Annotated in this window: 20 protein-coding genes and 1 other annotated feature (1 of these 21 only partly in view); of the genes, 3 read left to right on the top strand and 17 right to left on the bottom strand. The window is 28.1% G+C overall.

Features of this window, described 5'->3' with window-relative positions; all coding sequences use genetic code 11:
- Positions 1–126, bottom strand: a binding site (T-box leader) (it extends 110 nt beyond the left edge of the window).
- Between the two features lie 215 nt (positions 127–341).
- From GPX08_RS13680 to GPX08_RS13665, 4 genes are all read right to left on the bottom strand, one after another.
- On the bottom strand, positions 342–1,808 hold the full coding sequence (locus tag GPX08_RS13680; RefSeq protein WP_156627359.1) for a family 1 glycosylhydrolase: 1,467 nt from the start codon (positions 1,806–1,808) through the stop codon (positions 342–344).
- 21 nt (positions 1,809–1,829) lie between these two features.
- Positions 1,830–3,695 (bottom strand): PTS beta-glucoside transporter subunit EIIBCA, encoded by a 1,866-nt coding sequence (locus GPX08_RS13675; RefSeq protein WP_156627358.1) that lies wholly within the window; start codon positions 3,693–3,695, stop codon positions 1,830–1,832.
- A gap of 149 nt (positions 3,696–3,844) precedes the next feature.
- Entirely contained in the window at positions 3,845–4,678 is an 834-nt protein-coding gene (locus GPX08_RS13670; RefSeq protein ID WP_156627357.1) for an SIS domain-containing protein, read from the bottom strand.
- A gap of 142 nt (positions 4,679–4,820) precedes the next feature.
- Positions 4,821–5,159, bottom strand: coding sequence for a hypothetical protein (locus tag GPX08_RS13665; protein ID WP_156627356.1), 339 nt, complete (start codon positions 5,157–5,159; stop codon positions 4,821–4,823).
- Positions 5,160–5,450: 291 nt separating this feature from the next.
- Between GPX08_RS13665 and GPX08_RS13660 the strand changes: the two genes are divergently transcribed.
- Both GPX08_RS13660 and GPX08_RS13655 read left to right on the top strand, forming a co-directional pair.
- Positions 5,451–5,939 carry an FUSC family protein gene (locus GPX08_RS13660; protein WP_156627355.1) on the top strand — a complete coding sequence of 163 codons (489 nt, stop codon included), beginning with the start codon at positions 5,451–5,453 and terminating at the stop codon, positions 5,937–5,939.
- A gap of 39 nt (positions 5,940–5,978) precedes the next feature.
- Positions 5,979–6,488, top strand: a complete 510-nt coding sequence (locus tag GPX08_RS13655) for an FUSC family protein (RefSeq protein ID WP_156627354.1) — start codon at positions 5,979–5,981, stop codon at positions 6,486–6,488.
- Positions 6,489–6,576: 88 nt separating this feature from the next.
- On the opposite strand, the gene GPX08_RS13650 is transcribed toward GPX08_RS13655, so the two are convergent.
- The 5 genes from GPX08_RS13650 to GPX08_RS13630 all read right to left on the bottom strand — a co-directional run bounded on the left by GPX08_RS13650 (position 6,577) and on the right by GPX08_RS13630 (position 14,977).
- On the bottom strand, positions 6,577–8,343 hold the full coding sequence (locus GPX08_RS13650) for a M24 family metallopeptidase (RefSeq protein ID WP_156627353.1): 1,767 nt from the start codon (positions 8,341–8,343) through the stop codon (positions 6,577–6,579).
- A 174-nt stretch (positions 8,344–8,517) separates the two neighbouring features.
- Positions 8,518–9,249: a class B sortase gene (srtB, locus tag GPX08_RS13645; protein WP_156627352.1), complete on the bottom strand. Its 732-nt coding sequence runs from the start codon at positions 9,247–9,249 to the stop codon at positions 8,518–8,520.
- 319 nt (positions 9,250–9,568) lie between these two features.
- Entirely contained in the window at positions 9,569–11,287 is a 1,719-nt protein-coding gene (locus GPX08_RS13640; RefSeq protein ID WP_156627351.1) for a Na+/H+ antiporter NhaC family protein, read from the bottom strand.
- 147 nt (positions 11,288–11,434) lie between these two features.
- A complete protein-coding gene (locus tag GPX08_RS13635; RefSeq protein ID WP_156627398.1) occupies positions 11,435–11,524 on the bottom strand; it encodes a DUF645 family protein in 90 nt (29 codons plus the stop codon).
- A gap of 438 nt (positions 11,525–11,962) precedes the next feature.
- Positions 11,963–14,977: a tetratricopeptide repeat protein gene (locus GPX08_RS13630; RefSeq protein ID WP_156627350.1), complete on the bottom strand. Its 3,015-nt coding sequence runs from the start codon at positions 14,975–14,977 to the stop codon at positions 11,963–11,965.
- Positions 14,978–15,100: 123 nt separating this feature from the next.
- Between GPX08_RS13630 and GPX08_RS13625 the strand changes: the two genes are divergently transcribed.
- The gene (locus tag GPX08_RS13625; RefSeq protein ID WP_156627349.1) at positions 15,101–16,288 is read left to right on the top strand and encodes a hypothetical protein; all 1,188 of its coding nucleotides are present in this window, start codon (positions 15,101–15,103) and stop codon (positions 16,286–16,288) included.
- Between the two features lie 198 nt (positions 16,289–16,486).
- On the opposite strand, the gene GPX08_RS13620 is transcribed toward GPX08_RS13625, so the two are convergent.
- The 8 genes from GPX08_RS13620 to GPX08_RS13585 form a co-directional block, all read right to left on the bottom strand.
- The gene (locus GPX08_RS13620; RefSeq protein WP_156627348.1) at positions 16,487–16,732 is read right to left on the bottom strand and encodes a hypothetical protein; all 246 of its coding nucleotides are present in this window, start codon (positions 16,730–16,732) and stop codon (positions 16,487–16,489) included.
- A 112-nt stretch (positions 16,733–16,844) separates the two neighbouring features.
- A complete protein-coding gene (locus GPX08_RS13615; protein WP_156627347.1) occupies positions 16,845–17,222 on the bottom strand; it encodes a type II toxin-antitoxin system PemK/MazF family toxin in 378 nt (125 codons plus the stop codon).
- 350 nt (positions 17,223–17,572) lie between these two features.
- Positions 17,573–18,277, bottom strand: a complete 705-nt coding sequence (locus tag GPX08_RS13610) for a hypothetical protein (RefSeq protein WP_156627346.1) — start codon at positions 18,275–18,277, stop codon at positions 17,573–17,575.
- A 28-nt stretch (positions 18,278–18,305) separates the two neighbouring features.
- Complete coding sequence (locus tag GPX08_RS13605) at positions 18,306–18,737, bottom strand: hypothetical protein (RefSeq protein WP_156627345.1); 432 nt, start codon at positions 18,735–18,737, stop codon at positions 18,306–18,308.
- 108 nt (positions 18,738–18,845) lie between these two features.
- A complete protein-coding gene (locus GPX08_RS13600) occupies positions 18,846–19,283 on the bottom strand; it encodes a hypothetical protein (protein ID WP_156627344.1) in 438 nt (145 codons plus the stop codon).
- A gap of 141 nt (positions 19,284–19,424) precedes the next feature.
- A complete protein-coding gene (locus GPX08_RS13595; protein WP_156627343.1) occupies positions 19,425–20,252 on the bottom strand; it encodes a hypothetical protein in 828 nt (275 codons plus the stop codon).
- Between the two features lie 26 nt (positions 20,253–20,278).
- Positions 20,279–20,857, bottom strand: coding sequence for a hypothetical protein (locus GPX08_RS13590; RefSeq protein ID WP_156627342.1), 579 nt, complete (start codon positions 20,855–20,857; stop codon positions 20,279–20,281).
- A 200-nt stretch (positions 20,858–21,057) separates the two neighbouring features.
- Positions 21,058–21,201 (bottom strand): hypothetical protein, encoded by a 144-nt coding sequence (locus GPX08_RS13585; protein ID WP_156627341.1) that lies wholly within the window; start codon positions 21,199–21,201, stop codon positions 21,058–21,060.
- Positions 21,202–21,483 lie beyond the last annotated feature (282 nt).

The raw sequence follows: 21,483 nt of genomic DNA, 5'->3' as shown, positions 1-21,483 counted from the left end.
TCTAGCATAAGCTCAAGAAATATGCTCCAAGGCCATCTTCATCAGGTTTCTTGACGCTAGCTTTCACCTACTCTAGCTCTCTAAAGACAAGGACTTCCCAACTACTCTTCTCTTCATTGCATTTTAATCATTGTTATTATAATCATATTCTATATTAAATTTACTGTCAATTACTTTGTCGCCAATTTTTCTAACTAATATTCATCGTATCAATAAATTTTATTTCTAAAAATCAATTTACAATTTCTCAAAATATAAAGAATTTAAGCAGCACTAATTTATTATGTAATGCTGCTTTTTTAAAATTTTATGAAACCCTATTTATATGCTCTGAATTACTATTAATCTAGGATTTCTCCATTTGACTTAATTACTTCTTTATACCAATAAAATGAGTCTTTCTTAATACGCATTAATGTTCCATTACCTTCATCGTCTTGATCCACATATATAAATCCATAACGTTTACTCATCTGTGATGTTCCACAACTAATTAAATCAATACATCCCCAAGTAGTATATCCCATAATTTCTACACCATCTTTAATAGCTTCCTTCATAGCTATAATATGTTTTTTAATATAGTCAATACGATATAGGTCATGAATTTTCTTATCTTCAGTTAATACATCTTTTGCTCCTAATCCATTTTCAGCTACAAACAATGGTAATTGATAACGATCATATAATTTAAGCAGTGAAATACGTAATCCAGTTGGGTCAATTGGCCAATCCCATTCAGAAAGCTCTAAATATTCATTTTTAATTGCACTATCAAAAGTACCTGCTACAGCAGTAGCATCCTCACGCGCTTCTGCCACATGGGACATATAGTAACTAATTGCAATAAAATCAACTGTTCCTTCAGTAAGAGTTTGCTCATCGTCTTTGCACATTTTAATATTAATGTTATTATCTGCAAAGAAACGAGTCATATATGTTGGATATTTCCCCCTTGCTTGTACATCAGGATAGAACATATTCAATTGATTAGCCTTTAATGCCTGTAACTGATCCTCTGGTTTAGTTGTTTTTGCATATGATTCAATTTGATTGATCATACAACCAACTTTAGCATTCGGTGCAATTTCTCTCGCTGCTTTTACTACTAAAGCACTTGCTACAAATTGGTGATGAACAGCTTGGTATCCTTCTTGCATTTTATTTTCAATTAAATCCTCTAAAATACCAGCTCCAGTATATATACTATGCAAAGTCATATTCATTTCATTAAAAGTAATCCAATACTTAACTCTATCTTTAAATCTAGAAAGTAATACTCTAGCATACTTTTCAAACAATTTTATTAATTCACGACTTTTCCATCCATTATATTTTTGTACTAATGTTATTGGCATTTCATAATGAGACATAGTAACTAACGGCTCAATTCCATACTTATCTAACTCATCAAATACACTATCATAAAAAGCTAATCCTTCCTCGTTCGGTTCTTCTTCTAATCCAGTTGGGAAGATTCTCGCCCATGAAATTGATAAACGGAATACTTTAAATCCCATTTCTGCAAATAGAGCAATATCCTCTTTATAATTATGATAAAAATCTATTCCCCAACGTTTTGGGAATTTATATCTTTCTGGATGAGATAAATATTCTTCTAACTCCTTAGATGTTACATTAAAGGTAAAGTTATCAACCTTTCCTGATGCATATGGATTTTTATAAGCTGCCATATCTGAAGTGGATAATCCTTTTCCACCTTCATCAAAAGCTCCTTCAATCTGATTAGCTGCAGTAGCTCCTCCCCATAAAAATCCATCTGGGAAACCCACTCTTAATTGCTCCATATTTATAATCCTCCTAAAACTTTATTTTCTTATAGTTAATAATTTTTCTGTGAAATCTATATAATTGGGAAACGTTTTACTTGAATTGATAATTACATTAGGAAACTTATCAATATTTGTTACCACTATAGGCGATATTAAATCTAAACCTTGTTCTTTAATTAAATCAATATCAAATTCTATTAATTCATCTCCAATATTAACTTCTTGTCCCTTATCTACTTTCAATGTAAATCCATCTCCTTTTAATTTAACTGTATCTATCCCAATATGAATAAGTAATTCAATACCTTCGTTAGAAGTTAGTCCAATTGCATGTTTTGTAGGTATTATAGTTGTAACCCTTCCTTTAAAAGGTGATTTCACAATACCAGATGAAGGTATAATAGCTAATCCTTTACCAACTAATCCATCTGCAAAAGTTGAATCTGGAACTTCTGAAAGTGATACTACTTTTCCTTCCATAGGTGATGATATCTCTATAGAATCAATATCATTGTTACCCTCTTTCAAAATTAAGGAATTTTCCTTTTCTTCATTTTCAAATTTAAACATCATTGTTACTAAGAATGATATTACAAAACTTAATGTTATACCAATTAAAGCAAACATAAAATTATTAGTACCCTCTTGAATATATGAAGGTAATGCTGTAATTCCAGGAAGTGAAAATGAAAATGCTTTAACAACAAATGTTCCAAATATACCACCACCAACAGCTCCTCCTATTAATGCTGCATAGAAAGGTTTCTTTAATTTTAAAGTTACTCCATAAATAGCTGGCTCAGTTATTCCAAATACTGCTGAAATTCCTGTTGAAGCAGCTAATGATTTCATTTTTTTATCTTTGCTTTTTATTGCTACAGCAAATGTTGCTCCAGCTTGTGCTAAATTACTTACTAAATTCATTGGAAGTAATACGATATCATAGCCTAAACTACTTAAGCTTGCAAATGCAGCTGGGAAGAAAGCATAATGCATACCTGTAATTACGATTAAAGGCATCAATCCTCCAAGTAACATTCCTGCAAATGGTCCTGCTACATTAAATAAACCCGAGAAAAATCTTTCTACATATACACCAACATAACTTCCTAATGGTGCAATAAATATTAAAACTAATGTAGAAGTAATTAATAAAACAAGTAAAGGTGTAACTATTATTTTAAAAAGGCTAGGTACAAATTTATCTATTACCTTATAAACATAACTTAGCAACCATACCCCTAAAATAATTGGAATAACTGTAGCGCTATAATTAATCATTGGAATACTTAATCCTAAGAAGCTTAAGGAAGCTACTTCTCCAGATGCTGCATAATTAATAATAGTTGGATACATAATTACTCCTGCAATAGTTACTGCTAAAAATTCATTTGTCTTGAATTTTTTAGCTGCTGAAAAAGCAACTAAAAATGGTAAAAAGTAAAATGGCGCATCTGCAATCATACTTAAAACTGCATATTCTGAATTAGATTCTGAAATTAATTTTAAAGCTGTTAATAATGCCATAACTCCTTTTAATAAACCCGCACCTACTATTGCTGGTAAAATAGGCGTAAATATTCCTGAAATAGTATCAAAAATTAAATCAATTATATTTTTTCTTTTCTTCTCTCCTATGGGATTTATTTCATGCTCTTGTCCTAATTCTTTACTAACTGCTTCAAATACTTCTGAAACTTTGTTACCAATTATAACTTGGAACTGACCATTTTGAAATTGTGCTCCCATAACACCTTCTATTGCCTTAATGTTCTCGATGTTAACCTTTTCTGCATCTACTAAATTAAAACGTAATCTTGTAATACAGTGCCAGCTTTGAGAAATGTTTTCTTTTCCTCCCATTTCAGAAATAACTCTTTTTGCTAAATCCTTTTTATTCATTATTTTATCCTCCCTTATTTATTATCTTTCCTCATACCGTCTCCCTTGTCTTAATATTAGCATAAAAAAAACAGAAAAGTATCTTCAACATATGAAGAGCTTTTCTGTATTTGAAATCATTTTCATTTTTTGAAAATATCTTTAAATTTTTATTCCTCACTATACTTTTTATAGTATCTATTAATCAATATTTCTGTGAATAACTGTAATTTATATCTTCCTTCAGTTGCATTCTTATAAGAACCAAGGTAAATAACGTAATCACACTGTGCTGCCATCTTTAAAGCTGGATTTTGTGTTACAAGTACAATTTTACTTTCTCTTTCTTTAAGAGAATAAAATATCTGTGATTTCTGCCTTAGATAGTTTCCATCAACTGAAAAAATAATAGCTAAGCTATTTTCATCTGTCTGATTTGCTAATTTTTCCTGACTGGCTTCCCAGGCTGCAAAATTAACATACTTACCTAAGTTAAAAAGATGATACTGCAAATGTTGCATAAAATAACCTGATAAGTGAAAACCAAAGAAATATACATCTTTATAATCATGTATCATACTAACCAAATTATCAACTTCTTTTAAATCAAGATTCTCTACAAATTCTTTTAATGAAACACTAATTGAATCTACAAGATCAATCAAAACCTCTTTATCTTTTTTAGAATCAAAATATATATTTTTTACATTATCTGAAAGTATCTCTGTTCCAAGATTTTTTCTTTCTACACATTTCATTTTAAATTCATTAAAGTTACTATATCCTAGTTTTTTAACAAACCTACTTATAGTTGAAGGAGATGTATAGCACATATCTGCCAATTGTAAAATAGTTATATCTTCCATTCCTTTTTGTATATTTTCTAATATCCCTCTTGCTATGGTAGTATAAGTAACATCTTCACTTTCATCATTCACTATAATTTGAAGCTGTTTTATTATATCCTGAATCATTATATCCACCCTCATCCTTTGTACACTCATTTATATTTATATAAATGAGTGTATTCATTTCCTCTTATCCTTTATTATATCTTATCTAAAATATAAACTTAAGTATATATTTTACTCAAAGTATAAATCTAATTATTTACTCTATAATTTTTCTATACATTTCTTATTTAGTTTAAGCTTCCATCTTCTTTTTAATAAGTCTATCTATCATCATCTTTGTTAGCACCACCATAAATAGGCTAAATAATAATACAAAGGTGATGGCTCCCTCTCCAAATAAAAATAAACTTATAGCATTAACTATAAATAATAAAGTTCCAGTTGCTCCAAAAAGCTTTGCTGCTAGTTTATTGCAATATTCAAAAGATATTTTATCTTTATTTGTATAATTACTTTTATAACTTATCTTATTTTCATTATATTTAGTTGAATTACCTTCATATAATCCGCCCAAAATAAATAATACCACTGGAATTGCTTCTGCAATCAATAAATATATCCAAAAATTCATATTAACTCTATCCCTTCACTTTATTAATTAAGGAATGAAAAAATTAAATAATTAAAAAGTTATGCATAAAAATCTTTACAGATTTTATATATATCATCTATATAATTTATCAAGTTTTGCATAGCAAAACTTCCTTAATTTCTTCATTCTTTTATTCTTTCACTTCTTATTGCAACTTATATATTATTAAAATAATTTTATACTACTTAATTCCATATTAGCAACCTACTTTGCAAGAAAATTTGTATAATTTCTATGCTATAATATATTAAAAGGATTGGAGTTGATACTGTGAAAAATATGGAATTACCTCGTATAGGTTCTAGAAATATTAAAACAGGAATTGCTGTTTTAATTTGTCTACTATTCTGGCGCAATTCACTTTTTGCAGCAATCGCAGCTGTAATCTGTATGCAAGATACAGTAGAAAATTCTCTAAGAATAGGTAAAAATAGATTAATAGGAACATTATTAGGGGGGGTTCTTGGCCTAATACTATTATCTACAGTTAACTTTTTTTCATTAATGGCATTTTTACCTATAGTGACTTCATTGGGAGTTATTATTATAATATACTGTTGTAATGTTATAAAAAAACCTGCTGCATGCTCAATTGCATCAATTATCTTAATAGGTATACTTGTATCGAATGGCTATGATGATCCACTTATGTATTCTATTAGAAGAACTGTAGAAACTGCCTTTGGAGTAGTTGTAGCAATTCTTATTAATATGTATGTAAATCCTCCAGAAGATAAAGATAATACTAAAACTACATAAAGATAATACTAAAACTAACAAAAGATAAGGAGTTATAATATGAAAATTACTTTCCCAAAGATTGGGTTAAGAACTATAAAAACTGCCATTGCAGTATTTTCATGCCTACTATTTTTCCCAAATGAACCTTTCTTCGCTTGCTTAACTACAGTTTTTTGCGTTCAAGATACAGTTACTAACTCAGTTACAATAGCGATAAATAGAGGACTTGGTACAATACTAGGAGCTGTGATTGGCCTATTATTTTTAATAGTCTGTAGATTTTTCACATATAACATTAATGTATTTATAATTAGTAAATTCTTAGTTTATATAACTATATCCATTGGTATAATTGTAGTTATTTATATATGTAATTTAATTAAAAAGCCTGGTGCTATAAATATTTCCTGTATAGCCTTCCTTGCTGTAACTACAGTTCATGCCTTTGGCAATCCTATTTACTATGCTACTAATAGAATCATAGAAACTCTATTTGGTATTCTAGTAGGATTATTAGTTAATAAATTTATTTTACCACCTAAAGAAAAAATACACACTGAAAAGTAACGCTTATAATATAAAACTTCCAATAATATAAGTTAATAGACTTTGGCTTTCGAGGTCGAACTAACTTATATTATGGAAGTTTTATTTTTTATATCATTCTAGTTTCTTGTTTTAAGAATTCTACTTCTTCTTCATTTAAATAAGGACTTAACTTTTCAAATACTGTCTTATGATAATCATTTAGCCACTTCTTTTCTTCAGGAGAAAGTAATTCTATATTTACACCATTTAAATCTATAGGACAATATGATATTGTTCTAAATTTATAAAATTCACCAAACTCTTCTGACTTAATGTCTTCAACTACTAATAGTGTATTTTCTGTTCTTATTCCATGCTTACCTTCTTTATATACTCCTGGTTCATTAGTTAATATCATTCCTGGTTCTAATACAGTTGAATTACCTTCAACCCTAATTCCTTGTGGTCCTTCATGAACATTTAAGAAAAATCCAACTCCATGACCTGTTCCACATTTATAGTCTATTCCGCAGTCCCATAAAGGTCTTCTTGCAAGTATATCTAAGTTAACACCTGTAACGCCTCTTAAGAATTTAGCTGAAGATAATGCTATATGACCTTTTAATACTAATGTATAATCTGTTTTTTCCTCTTCTGTAATTGGTCCTAATATAAAGGTTCTTGTAATATCAGTAGTTCCATCTAAGTATTGTGCACCTGAGTCTACTAAGAACATTCCCTCAGCCTTTAATTCATATTCACTTTCTTTTGTAGCGCTATAATGCATCATTGCTGCATGTTCTTTATATCCAGCTATAGTTCCAAAACTATCACCTTTATAGTTTTCCCCCATAGCTCTAATAGCAGTTAACTTTTCACTAGCAGATGTTTCTGTTATTTTCTCTTTTCCGATGTTTTCTTTTAGCCATTTTATAAACTTAACCATAGCCACACCATCTCTTACTTGAGAAACTTCCCAGTTAGCTATTTCAGTATCATTTTTTATAGCTTTTAACTTTGTAGTAATGTTCATTTCTTTTATAACTTCAACTTCTTTATTTAAAGCTGTAAATAACTTCGCATTAAGCTTACTTGAATCTAGTATAGTCTTACCCTTTATAAGCTTAACAGCCTTTTCAACATCATTATATTCAGCTATATCAAATCCTTCTTTATTTAAAGCAGCTTTAGTTTCTGCATCTACTTTTTCTCCATTTATATAAAGCACTGCACTGTCTAATTTTATTATTACATATGAAAGAGCAACTGGATTAAAGTCAATATCATTTCCTCTTATATTACATAACCAAGCTATGTCGTCTAAAGATGAAAGTATATAATTTTCAGCTGATATTTCCTTCATATGATTTCTTACTTCTTCTAATTTTTCCTTTGCAGACTTACCTGCATACTTAACATCATGTATAAAAATTTTATTCTTAGGAAACTCACTTCTTGTATCCCAAATGCTATTTAATAAATCTTTCTCCATATTTATACTAAAGTTATTTCTATTAGCTATCTTTAAATATCCTTCATATTGATCTACAGAAAAAACACTTCCGTCAAATCCTAATACTTCTCCGGCTTTAACATTCTTCTCAAGCCACTCTTCAATAGTGGGATACCCTGGAATTCTCATCTTCATAAGGGAGATTCCACTACCCTTTAACTCATTATCTGCTTGAATGAAATATCTTCCATCAGTCCATAAATATGCTTCTTTTAAACTAACTAAAAGAGTACCTGCTGAACCTGTAAACCCAGATACAAACTCTCTTCCTTTAAAATACTTAGCTACATACTCACTTTGATGGGCATCGCTACTTGGAATAATATAATAATCTATTTTTTCTGACTTCATTACTTCTCTAAGTTTTTCTAAGTTACTCATGTTATGCCTCCTTATTTTATCTATCTAAGTATTATTATACCAATACAGATAAATATAATCCATAAAAGAAATTTTAATGATTTATTACTATAATTCCATTCCTACTATCTTCTAACCTCATAGTTAAAACTTAAATACAAAAACTCAGCAGAAGCTGAGTTTTATCCTTAATTGTTAATTGTCAATCAGTTTTCCGTGTACTATTAACCTCTCTTCATCAGTAACATTAGTACATGTTGTTAATGTTATTATCCTACCTTTATCTATATCTTTAACATCAAATTCAAAAAATGATTTACTTAAAGCTTCATTTATATAGTTGCTATATTCTTCGTCATTATTAAATTTAGTTTTATAGGATTCAATAGTAGCATCTTCTGAGTAAACTGAAAATATTTCATACTCTAAAGTCTTATCTTCTAGATAAATATATATTTTATTATTCTTATCAAAGTATTCATGGTTTTTTAGCCTTCTTAAGGTTCCAAACATACTTCCATCCTTCATATTATGACCATATACTACTATATTTTTATCTTCCTCTATATTATTACTTGTATCAAGAAATATGCTTCCCCCTTTATTGCCTTCACCTTTAAAGTTTTTATATAGATATTCATCATTATCTACACCTTGTACCACAGGATAATCTATTTCTGTCTCAGGTACTCTAATCCAGAAATTAAAATCATCATTTTGAGACTTAAGATTTTCAAATTCTTCTTTTGTAATATAATTCTCAGTCTTAATTGTCGGTACTACATCTTTAATTTCTTCATACACACTACTATTTTTATTATATTCAGTAAATATTTTATACAATTGATACGCTGAAATCAGAAATATAGCCATACAAATGCATATAAGAACTTTTCTAACTATGTTTGCAAATGACCCTTCCCTCATAAATTTTCTCCTACCCCTTAATCACTAATTTATCGTACTTATAATATTATATATGTTTAGTAATATTAAAAACAACACTACCATGCTAAATACTTTCTCTAAGAAAAATATAATATTCCTTATCCATATAAATTTTAATATACATTACTTATAAGTAAGTAATGTATAACGTCAATCAATAAATGAAAGTAAAAATAGGTCACTATTCATAAAATCACTCCTTTAACTATATAAAGAGCTTTATTTATGAAATAGTAACCTACTATTTATACTTTATTTTCAACTTAGAAAACTCTATTTAAAGTTTTCCAATCTATTATTAGCTTTCTACTTTCTTCCCAAATATCTGAACTCCTATAAATACAGCAAGTAAGGCCATTGGTAATACTATGTACCATTTCAATCCAAATCCTGCAGGTATATATCCAAATAAAATAGTAATTCCAGCTACAAATAATGCATACCACATTTGTGTATTAACGTGAGCTATATGATTACATCCAGCTCCCATAGAAGAAAGAATAGTTGTATCTGAAATTGGAGAGCAATGATCTCCAAAAATTGCTCCAGTTAAAACTGCACTTGTACTAACTATTACAAATCCCATATCTGAATTCATAGAATAAGCTAGTGGTATAGCTAAAGGCATTAATATTCCCATCGTTCCATAAGCTGTTCCTGTTGCAAAGGAAATTATAGATCCTAAAATAAATATTATTGTTGGAAGAAGGAAGCTTGGTAATGATCCTGATAGCATATTAACTAAATATTTTGCTGTTCCTAAATCCTTAATTACTGAGCTTAATGACCAAGCAAGTATTAATATTACTCCAGTTATTAATAAAGGTTTCATTCCATCTACCCAAGTATCTATAGCTTCTGAAAGAGTAAATATTTTCTTATAAACTCCCATTGCAATTGCTACTATACTTGCAATTAATGCTGATTGGAATAATGCAACAGATGCATCAGATGCACTGAAAGCCTCTTGTATAGCCTTAAATGACATTGGTGAGTTAGTCATTATTTGCTTTAGAGCTACATCTTCTCCACCCATAATTGAAGTATATCCACTATAATAGAAACAAATTAATGCTGTTACAACTAAAACACCTATAGGAATAATTGCATTCCAAATACTTAGCTTTATACCTTCTTTAGGTTCAAGTTCTGAATGATCCATCTTTGAAGACTCTTCTGCAGACTCTTCTTTATTTAAATCTGCTCTTCTAGCTGCAATTTCAGCCTTATACATAGGTCCAAAATCCTTAAGTAATAGTGAAGTTATAAATACAAAGGCTAAAATTAAAATATTATAAAATCTATATGGTATAGTTTCTAAAAATACTCCAAAAGCATCTACTTCAATTCCAAGTCCATTAGTAAAAGCATCATTTATTAATCCTACTTCTAATCCTATCCAAGTTGATACTATTGCTAAACCTGCGATAGGAGCTGCTGTTGCATCTATTATAAAAGCTAATCTTTCTCTTGAAATCTTCATCTTATCTGCAACAGGCTTCATTATAGGTCCAACTATTAATGAATTTGCATAATCATCAAAGAAAACCGCAAGACCAAGTAATAATGTAACTAATTGAGTACTTTTAGCAGTCTTTGCTTTTCTAGCTAGTGCTTCAGCAACTGCTTTTGCACCACCCATTTTTGCTACTAGGTGAATAACTCCACCAATAACTAGCACTTGAAGTATTATCCCAGCATTCCAAGGATCTGCTAGTGAGTTTAAAGCTCTAGATACAAAATCTAAAAATGATTGAATTAAAGCACCCGCAAAAGAGCGGTCAACTAAACTAACTAAAAACGTACCTGTTAAGGTTCCTACAAATAGTGAAATAATAACGTTCTTCGTTAAAAAAGCTAATACTATAGCCACTATTGGTGGTATTAATGTTAAAAATCCATAATGCTCTGCATTTGATGTTGCAATATCTACTTCAGATGCAAATACAACTGATGTTGATAATAAAACCATCATCATTGTCATAATAATAATTCTAAAATTTCTTTTGTTTTTCATGTTGTTTCCCCCTGTTATAAGTGTAAATAACTTAAAGGTAGAATTTAAAAAGGTGAAATACCAAGTATAGCTCATACTAATTATATTTTTAGTCAAAGCTACACTAGATATTCCACCTTTTAATATTTAAACAAATTTAAATTCTTTTTAAAAAGTAAAATTCTCTAATGATAGCTCTCCACAACGCAAAGTTTGTGACAGTGTTATATATATTATATATAACCCCAGCGATATGATATTAAAGCATTAATCATACGCTTCGGCAATATTTCCTTTCCTATTAACTCATCGTGCTTACCTCATTAATAGTACTCTTAAATACTGCACCTCTACCTCGTTATTATTTACATTTAATTTTCATATGTATTATACATTCTTAATACTAGTTTTACAACCATATCCAAGTTAAATTATAGTAGTTATTCTTATAATTATACTCATTTACTCTTAATTACTGTATGATATGACTATTTTACTATAGTAGTTGACTATAAAGGTGCTGTCGCACAATGAAAAAACTCCCGAAGGAATTTTGAAAAGAAGTTAATTTTAGTAATCCCGTAAGAATTACATCAATAATTCTTCATTTTTAATTTTTAATCCTTAATTTAAGCTGCTTGTGCGACAACCCCTTTATATTACACATAATCACAAAATAGTGTTATAATCTACATATTAATCTATCTCATCTTTGACCCTTTGTATATTACAATAGGTTTTTCGTACAGATGGATGATCCTCTCCTAAATATTTTACTCTAATCTTTAAAACTTTATCTAAATACTCCAAAGACTTTTCACTTTTATCTAATTTATAATAAAGTAACCCCAAAAGATTATAGCAATCTGCTGTTCTTAAGTTATCCTCATCAAATACCTTTTTACATACTTCTAAAGCTTGTAGTATATTTTCCTCTGCATCTTCAAAACGCCCTAGTTCAATAAATACTGATGCAATTTCTTTTAAAGATAATGCTACATCTGGATGTATATCTCCATATAATTCCTTCCTTATATCTAAAGCCTTCTCTTGATGCTTTAATGCTTCAAAGTAATTTTTTTCCTTTTCATAAAGGCACCCTAGATTACCTTCAACAACAGCTACAGTTCCTTTCTTATTATCAATTGAATTTAATATTTCCAATGCTTTTAAGTAATATTCTTTCTGCATTTTAACATTATCTAATTTACTATAACCAAAGGCAATATTATTTAAAATAACGACCACATCATTATTTTTTTCTCCTAACTCTTCAATATAAATATCTAAAGCTCTTTTTGTATATTCAATTCCTTTTTCAACCCTATCTGTATTCATATAAATATAACCAATATCATTAAGATTCTCCCCCTTACGTAAGGGAACATCCTTAAAGTTATTATCTATATAATTATCTAAATCCTTAAATATCTTTAATGCATCATTATACTGATTAAGCTCACAGTAAATAGTTCCTATATTATTATAAATATTGAATACTACATCTCTATAATCTTCATTACATTTATCATTAAATAACTCTATTGTTTTATAACAAAATTCTAGTGCTTTATTATAATTTCCGCTATTACTATATAAAAATGAAACATTATAATATAAATATCTATATACTTCTAAATCAATATCAATGTGTTTTAATAAGTGCTCACCATACTTAATCTTTAATGATTTTTCATTGTTAGTAGTATTTGAATCTATTTGTAAATAATCTACCAAATTATCTATAAAACTCTCAACTTCTTCATAGTTATAATCAACCTTTGTTCTTATTACATCTGCAATTACTGGATGAAGAGAAATCACATCACAATCATTTATCCTTACCCATCCTAAATCAATTAAATAATTAATATCTTCAAAGCTATCCAAATTACTCATTTCTTTGAACTTCTCTATATCTATTCCTATATGCGGTATAAAGCTAAGATCTATAAGTATTCTTTTTTGAATATAACTTGTTTTTGATAAATTAAATAAGGCATAGATATGTTCACTTATGTCCTTATTATTTAACTTAGAATCTTTTCTATGTTTTATTTTTTCCTTTGCTAAATTGGTAAGTCCTAAATTACTAAGCTTATTCAACATATCTACTGGCTTAATTCTACTCATCATCATTTGCTTAGCTATTAGCTCTACAGTCATTGTATGCCTACCTACAAGATTAATAATTTTTAATATAGCCACCTTATCTTTATCATTCACTTCTTTTTTATAATAATTATAGAAAATATTATTTATTTTATTTACATCACTAATTTCCAATATATTTATTTGCTTATATCCAAGACTACAAAAATCATTTCTTGTTGTAAAAATAAATTTAAAGTTACATCTAAGTAATTTATCAAGATATTCATCATCTTCTACATCGAAGTTATCAACTATAAACAAAATATTCTTATTAGATATGTCATGAAGTTTCTTCATTTTTCTTATAAAATAGTCATCATCTGATTCATTAATTCCTTTATTAAAATTACTTATTGGTACTTCACTATCGCTTATAATCATAGACTTAATTGAATCTGTATATCTTGCAAAGACAATGCTTGTAAAGATTTCATAATTATCTCTAGCGAAGTTTTTAACTATTTCACTCTTTCCTATACCACCAATTCCTCTTAAAAACAAAACATCTTCTTCGTTTAATATAATGTTCTTTATTTCACTAAGTTCATTATCTCTTCCAACAAAATAAGATAATTCTTTAGGTAAATTTGTCTTTAAAAAACATCTACTAGATTCTGTAACACTTACTAACTTCTCTAATAACTTTTGTAATTCTTTAGTTGTGTGAAACCGCTTTATTGTAGACGAGGATAATGTTTTATGAAAAAGTTCTGTTAACAAAGTAAATGTCTCTGGATTTACATCCTTGAACAATCTATCTTCTTTGTTATAACTCCAAGTTGCATATATCCTTCTATCCATAAACTCAACATATCTTCCCATAATTCTATTAAATATAACGGCACCAATTGCATAAATATCAGTTTCTTCTGATATTCTTCTAAAATCATATTGAAGTTGCTCCGGTGCTGCCCACTTTTCTGAATAAGATAAATTTTCTATATCCCCTGATTGTATATTTGACTTTTCTTGTACACTATCAAAATCAAATAACATTATTAGTTCTTTACTTTCTGGAATAGTTAAGATATTTGCTGGTTTTATGTCTAAATGTAAAAGTCCCATATCATGGTACTTACCAACTGCCTTTGTTAATGCTAATGCAGATTTTAAAATATCATTCACCGAATTAAATTCAGCTTTTTCATAAGTAACACCATTATTATAATTTATAACCATATATTTAGTGGAATTACCTTCAAATAGTCCTTGTACATTAGTAGTTATATTTACAAAACTATCACTTAATTGAATACTTGCATGTTTTTTATATGCTTCTTCGAACCTGCTTAGTCCTTCTATAAAATTATTATCTTTATTATCTATAATTAAACTTCCATTAATATCTCTACCAACATTAGATTTAACAGGATAATATTCCTTCAATCTAACCATATGCTTACTACTTTGAACATCATAATAGTATGCATCATAAACTATACAACTTGCCCCATATCCTACCACTTTAATTATATAAAATTCATATTCATACTTATTTCCTATGTTATCATAATTAAAAATATTAATTTTCTGACCTTCATTTAATTCTACTCTCAAAATCTTCCCCCTAAATTCCTATAAACTTTTAGTAATGCTATTTATATATTAAACAAATTATGACAATTTTCCTTCTATATGATAAAATTATCATAAATTTATTTAATTTATGAGGATATAATTATGGATAATATATTTACTATTTTTAAAACTAATGGTGATTTTACCGAGCTAATGAATGATTCACTCTTAGAATTAGCCCGTGATGAAGATTCCTATGATTTAATCGATACTATAAACTATTTGGATATCGCAAAAAATTTCAGGCAATTCTCAGATGGATTAACGAATTTTATAAAAAATCATGGTTATAATGATGAACTGGATGATATACCTTCTAAAACTAATTTCCTATATAAAAAGTTTTGTGATGAAGAAATAAAAATTAGTAAAGCAACAATAAAAAGCTGGTTTTTAGACTCTAGACCTGCATCCAACTCCTTAAGTAGGGAAAATATGTTTAAAGTTTGCTTTGCATTAGGCTTATCAAAAAATGAATCTGCCAAATTTTTTAGTGATGTTTACTTTGAAAAATATTTTAACTATAGAGATATAAATGAATTAATCTACTTTTACTCATTAAAAAAAGGATTGAATTATAAACAAGCCATATCTCTTATATCCGAAGCAAAAAAAATAATAGAAAGCGATATTTCATCTAAAAATAATAATACTATTTATACTAAAGAAATTGGTGAGCAAGTTAACAATATAAGCAAGGACTTAGAATTATTAGAATATATAGAAACTAATAAATATAACTTTAAAAAAAGCTCTACTTCTGCAATAAATATATTAAACAACCTAATTAATCAAGCAAAAAAGTTAGCCGTTGAAGAAAGTAATATGTTTAATATAGATACAAAAAATATGGATAAATCCTCAATGGATTTTCTAATATATATAATTCACGATTTTAGGAGTGAAAAAATATCTAAGTCTAATTCTTCCTCAATTGTATCTGATGATGGAAACTTTCAAAAAATAATATTAAAAAATTATCCTTCAAAAATAATCTTTTCTAATATATTTAATAATAAACATATAACCTTTGATATGCTAAGAAAATCATTAGTTCTACTTAATTTTTATACTTTTTGGGCTACTATTGCTATAAATAAAGATGATTCACCTGATAATAGCATAGTATTTCTCGATGAAACTAATGATATGCTAATTGAAGCGGGAATGAACAGACTCTATCCTGGTAATCCATTTGATTGGCTATTTTTGTATTGCTCTAAAACATCTTATCCCCTTGATACCTTCAGAGGAATAATTGCAGAAATTTTAGATGATGATTTAGGTTAAGGATTTATCATCCTTAACCTCTCTTTAGCTATTCAGTCTTTCTAGGTACCCCAGCATCACTACGCTTCTTTCTCCAAGGTCCATCCTTTCTTCTTGTTCTTACTTTTCCTGCATTTGGACCTGTCTTAACAATTGGTCCTCCAGTTTCCTTTGGACTTGCCATAATAAAAACTCCTTTCAAATTTAATTATATTAATTTTAATTTTTTGACTCCATATATTCTTCAGCTGCTCCTAATGCAGCACCAATTCCTCCTCCAATGCCTGTTCCTATTGCAGTTCCACTAACTGCAGATGCGGTAGCTGTTGCTGCCAACGCCGCTACCCCAATTGGTCCTGTAAAGAAAAATGTTGCAGTAGTTGCTACAGCTGTAAAAGCGCCACCTATAAGTGCTCCTAATTCTGCCCCTTGAAATCCTCTTTCAAAAACTTTTCCAAATCTCATAATATTAACTCCTTTATCATTAAATTTTTATATAATGTTTTCTACATTTTTATAATAACAAGATAAAAATCCTATCTGTAAAAATGATTTTCATCTTATATGTACGTACTATCTACATCGCATCTAAATTAAGCTGAACACTTAATATGTTATCAATCCCCCTAATATCCTCTGCTGATAGAGGTTTTCCTACCCTAAGTATCTGCTCTTTAGATATAACTGATAGCTGCTCAGCCATTGCTATATTACCTGAAAGCGCAATATCATAATCTTCCCTTAGTTCATAATGAACAGGTAGTTTATTTTTTCTCTTTGATGTAAGTGGTATAACTAAAGTGGTTGTTGAGTGCTTATTCCCTGCATTATTTTGAACCACGATTGCTGGCCTTATTCCTCGCTGACATGACCCTTCTCTAGATACCCCGAAATTAACCATAACTAAGTTTCCTCTTTTAATAAAATCTAACATTTTTATTACCTCCAAAATCATTTATTAACTTTATACTTTTATTATAATTCGCCAATTTTACTATCTGTAAAAATGATTTTTAGTTTTATGCTTATATAAAAAAATAAGTACTTATGAATTTATTTCTAAACCCATAAGTACTTACAATTTCAGTTAATATCTTATCTTTTGTTTTTATTACTAACAAGCCTCATTCCATCAGAATAATAATTTCTCCATTCTTATCACTAGGATGAATTTTCTATATTGCATAATTACTTTAATCTAAATATTCACCATTAGTTTCTATAACTTTTTTATACCAATCAAAAGATTTTTTCTTAGTTCTTTTTAATAGAACCACCCTTCTCAGTATATTTACTTTTAATATATTATTGCACTTTCAACAAATTATTTATTATCATTTTCTTCGTCTCTGGATTAATTGACTCACTCTTGTTTATAATATAATTTATCAAATCATTACCTTCATAGAAAAATATATTCTCTGATCCTTTGACACTAATAGGTTTCTTAAATATCAACCCTTTTTTAGGCTGGAAAAATACAACCCCTGAAACCCAAGCATTCGCCCTATTTTCTTTTAAATATTTAGACAATCTATATACATGAGTATTCACTTGCTTATATGGATTATAAATTGTTTTGTAGTAGATTCCACCTCTTCTTCCAGTTTTCTTAATCTTAAGCTGTTGATCATCAATCTTTCCTTTAATAACTCCATTAATATTTTTACTTTCAACAATAGTTATTCCATTATCTCCAACAACAACAATATCAACTTGCGAATTTTTATTATCGTATACAATATTTAAATCATTAAAAATATGATATGAGTCATCTAAATTTTCAAGTAATGCCAAGGTCTTTTCCTCACCAATAAGGCCCTTTTTATATTTCTTCATTTCAACAAACTTTTTCCCGTACACTATATTAAATACTACTGCTACTATTATCCCCACCGGAAAAAATAAAATAATTGTAATTATTAATGTTATTATATATATATTATATATTCTTTGAACATCCTTAATTTTACTCTTTAATTCATTTTCTTTTCTATGTACTATAGCCATTACTTCTCCCCATTACTTACTAAAAAGTTTATTCATTATGTTTAACTAAATTTATTATATAATCTCCTACTAAACTCATTTTATCATCATCAATATTTATCTCAAATGAGTCTATCATACCATCCCCTAAGTCTATTTCTATCTCTTTATCATTGATACTATAATTACCACCTAATAACCCAATATTTAAATTATTATTTTCTTTAAAAGTAACAATAGTGCCATCAACATATACCATTGAATTACTCATTAACTTTAATCCCTGAAATATACCACCATTTGAAACCATATTCTTTATATCCTCTTCGGAATACTTCTCAGCATTATAACCACTACTTTCAATGACCCAAGCCCCAACTAATTTATTATTTAAACTTTTCTCTTCAGTATAAATACTAATAAATCCTATAACACATAAAGTTAATAATATAATTGAAGCGCTTTTAATCAGTTTTTTCATTATTTTCTCCCCTAACCTTTAATATTACATTTTTAAATATCTTTTCTTTAATCCATACCTTATTACTAAGGTAATCATATACCTTCTCCTATCAATAAATGTATAGCATTAAAAACCACCATTCATATTAGACATCATAGTATCAGACAAATTAAAACCAGGTCCTTGAATAAATCCACCTTCATCAAAAGATGTAACACTCTTCTGAGAAAACTCCATAAACTCTCTATCAAACTGTTCTTGCTGATAATTTAATTGTCCATTCATTTCTTCCTGTTGATTCATGAATTCATTGAATAATTCTTCATTTCCACTTTTCGAAAATTCTCCAGAATAGTTATCCCCTCTATAAGTTTCATAAGCTCTATTCTTTTTATAATAATTATTAATATTTGAACTTTCTTTACCAGTACTACTTAGAAAATTACTTTCTCTTTCATACTTCTTATAAAATATAAATGCTACTATAGTTGGAATTATAAATCCTATTGAAAATATAACCATCAATACTATACTCAGTACTCCAGTACCTATTGATATTTTCACCTTTCTATGTATATCTGCTAATTCATTTTCAATTCTATTTTTTTAATTTTAATTTTGTTCATCTTTATTACCTCCTAAATTCTTTATATATTATAGATACATAAGATTTAGATTTGGTTTTATTTTTTATTAAATAAATAACTATTCTTTTAATTTATTATATATATCATTTATTTCTTCACTTGAAAGAGTACTTTCTCCTTGTACCCCCTCAATATACTTACATAACCCATCACCTTTAAGAACAGGAACATCTAAGTTTTCGACTCCATCAATAACTGTTTTAGGATTTGAAAGTACTATTATTCCTTTTACATCAAATTTTCTTTCTCCATATAATTTTTTTAAATTCTCTTGAAGTACTATTTCATGTCTTCTTAATTGAAATTCTGGACTGTCGATCCCAGTCTCTCTTCCATTCTTTTCCTTAACCCAATTTCCTGAATTATCTATTTTAATTTTACACCCATGTTCCCCGCCATAATTTTTAGTCTCAATATGAAAGATTCCATTTGGTCCTATAATAATATTGTCAAACTCTTGGCTTTCTATTTCAGACTTTAGCCTAATATTACTTAAAATCTTATAATCACTTGATAACCATTTTAACTTATATGCTATATTTCTTTCTCCCTCTTCTCCACTCTTCCTAATTTTCTCTTCATCAGTGATAGTATAATAATTTGCCTTTCCAATATTGCACCCTTTTTTCACTAATTTAATATATAAGGTCTCTTTTAACTCTATAGAAATATCTTTTGAATTATAGACCTTAAAAAATACATCTCTAAGTTCTCCCCATACTGAAGGCTTATTAGTAATTGGAGTAAACCTTAGAATATTAATATATTCATCAACTAACTCATTAGTAGGAGCTACAAGTATTTTATTTCCTGTAAATTTTAATCTCAACTTGTTAACGATACTTATAACTGCTAACGTCAAAATAATACTAAATATAATCTTCATAACTAAACTCCTCTCTACTATAACCTTTAAAATATTACTTCTAAACTTATTTTTTTATCCGAGCCAAAATATCCAAGTTTAAAAAATTCCCCACCAATCGTAAACTTATTACCTTCAATATTTAAATTTTTAAATATCATTTGAAAGTTTGTTTTTCCACCTGAAGGTGCATCAATATTAAATCTTGGATTTTCAAAAAAATCTAAATTAGTAATAACTTCGTTGGAATCTTTAAAATAAAAATTTGATACATGACCAGTAATACTTTCACCTGAATTATTATTAACTTGTCCATCAATTATTAGTGTATCATTATCATATTCAACATTAACTAATGAAACATCAACCTTTCCTTCAAATATAGTTTGCTTTGAATTTGTCAAATCAAAATTTATTGACTGAATATCTTCTTTACTTTTCTCAGGCTTTTTGTTATCCTGATTTTTACCTTTCTCATTCTCCATATTCTTTCCATCACTATTAACTATAATTTCATTTGATCCACTTGGTTTCCCTGTTTTATTAGTTACAGCAAAAACTATTCCTCCAACTAAGACTATAACACCACCAATTATCAACAATTCTTTTACTAATCCCTTCTTCATTCCGCTACTCTCCTTACTCTAATATAACTTTTACATTTAATCAGTTTCATTATATAGATACATCTTTTTTTCATTTGGTTTTATATTTTTAAAAGTTTTTTATTTTTTTAGAATTAACTCATATTCATCATACTTTTGTAGAAATTCTAACCCTTCATTCCTTACTTTTTCGCTTCCATTATTATTAGCAACGTCCCCCATTATTTAGACAATAATTCTATTTTTTCTTGGTTATTAACAAAATACTCAATCATATTCTCAGACTCTCCAATAAAATCCTTTTCATCTCTATTTAAATCCTTTAATATTCTTATCTCTTCCCTACCTTTAACTACAGCTTCCATATCACTTAAAAGGTTATCTATATCTATTAATATTAATAAGATGCTAATTTAAAATACTAATTTCCCCAATAACTACTCTGTTAAATCTAAATACCCACATTTTTATTGTATAAAACTCCTTCAAAACGAAATTTTATACAAAAAAGTAGGTATGATTAACGACCAAGAATATATTACTACAGATTATAAGAAAATACTAGAAATAATGGTAATATTACTATTAATATGTAAAATAAATTAATTATAGTATATATTGAATAAATATTCCTTGAGGACCAACTA

It is taken from the genome of Clostridium tertium, assembly GCF_902652255.1.
GTDB classification, from domain to species: Bacteria; Bacillota; Clostridia; order Clostridiales; family Clostridiaceae; genus Clostridium; species Clostridium tertium_A.
The sequence above is the reverse complement of the archived record's forward strand: the minus strand, read 5'-3'. Positions and strand labels throughout refer to the sequence as shown.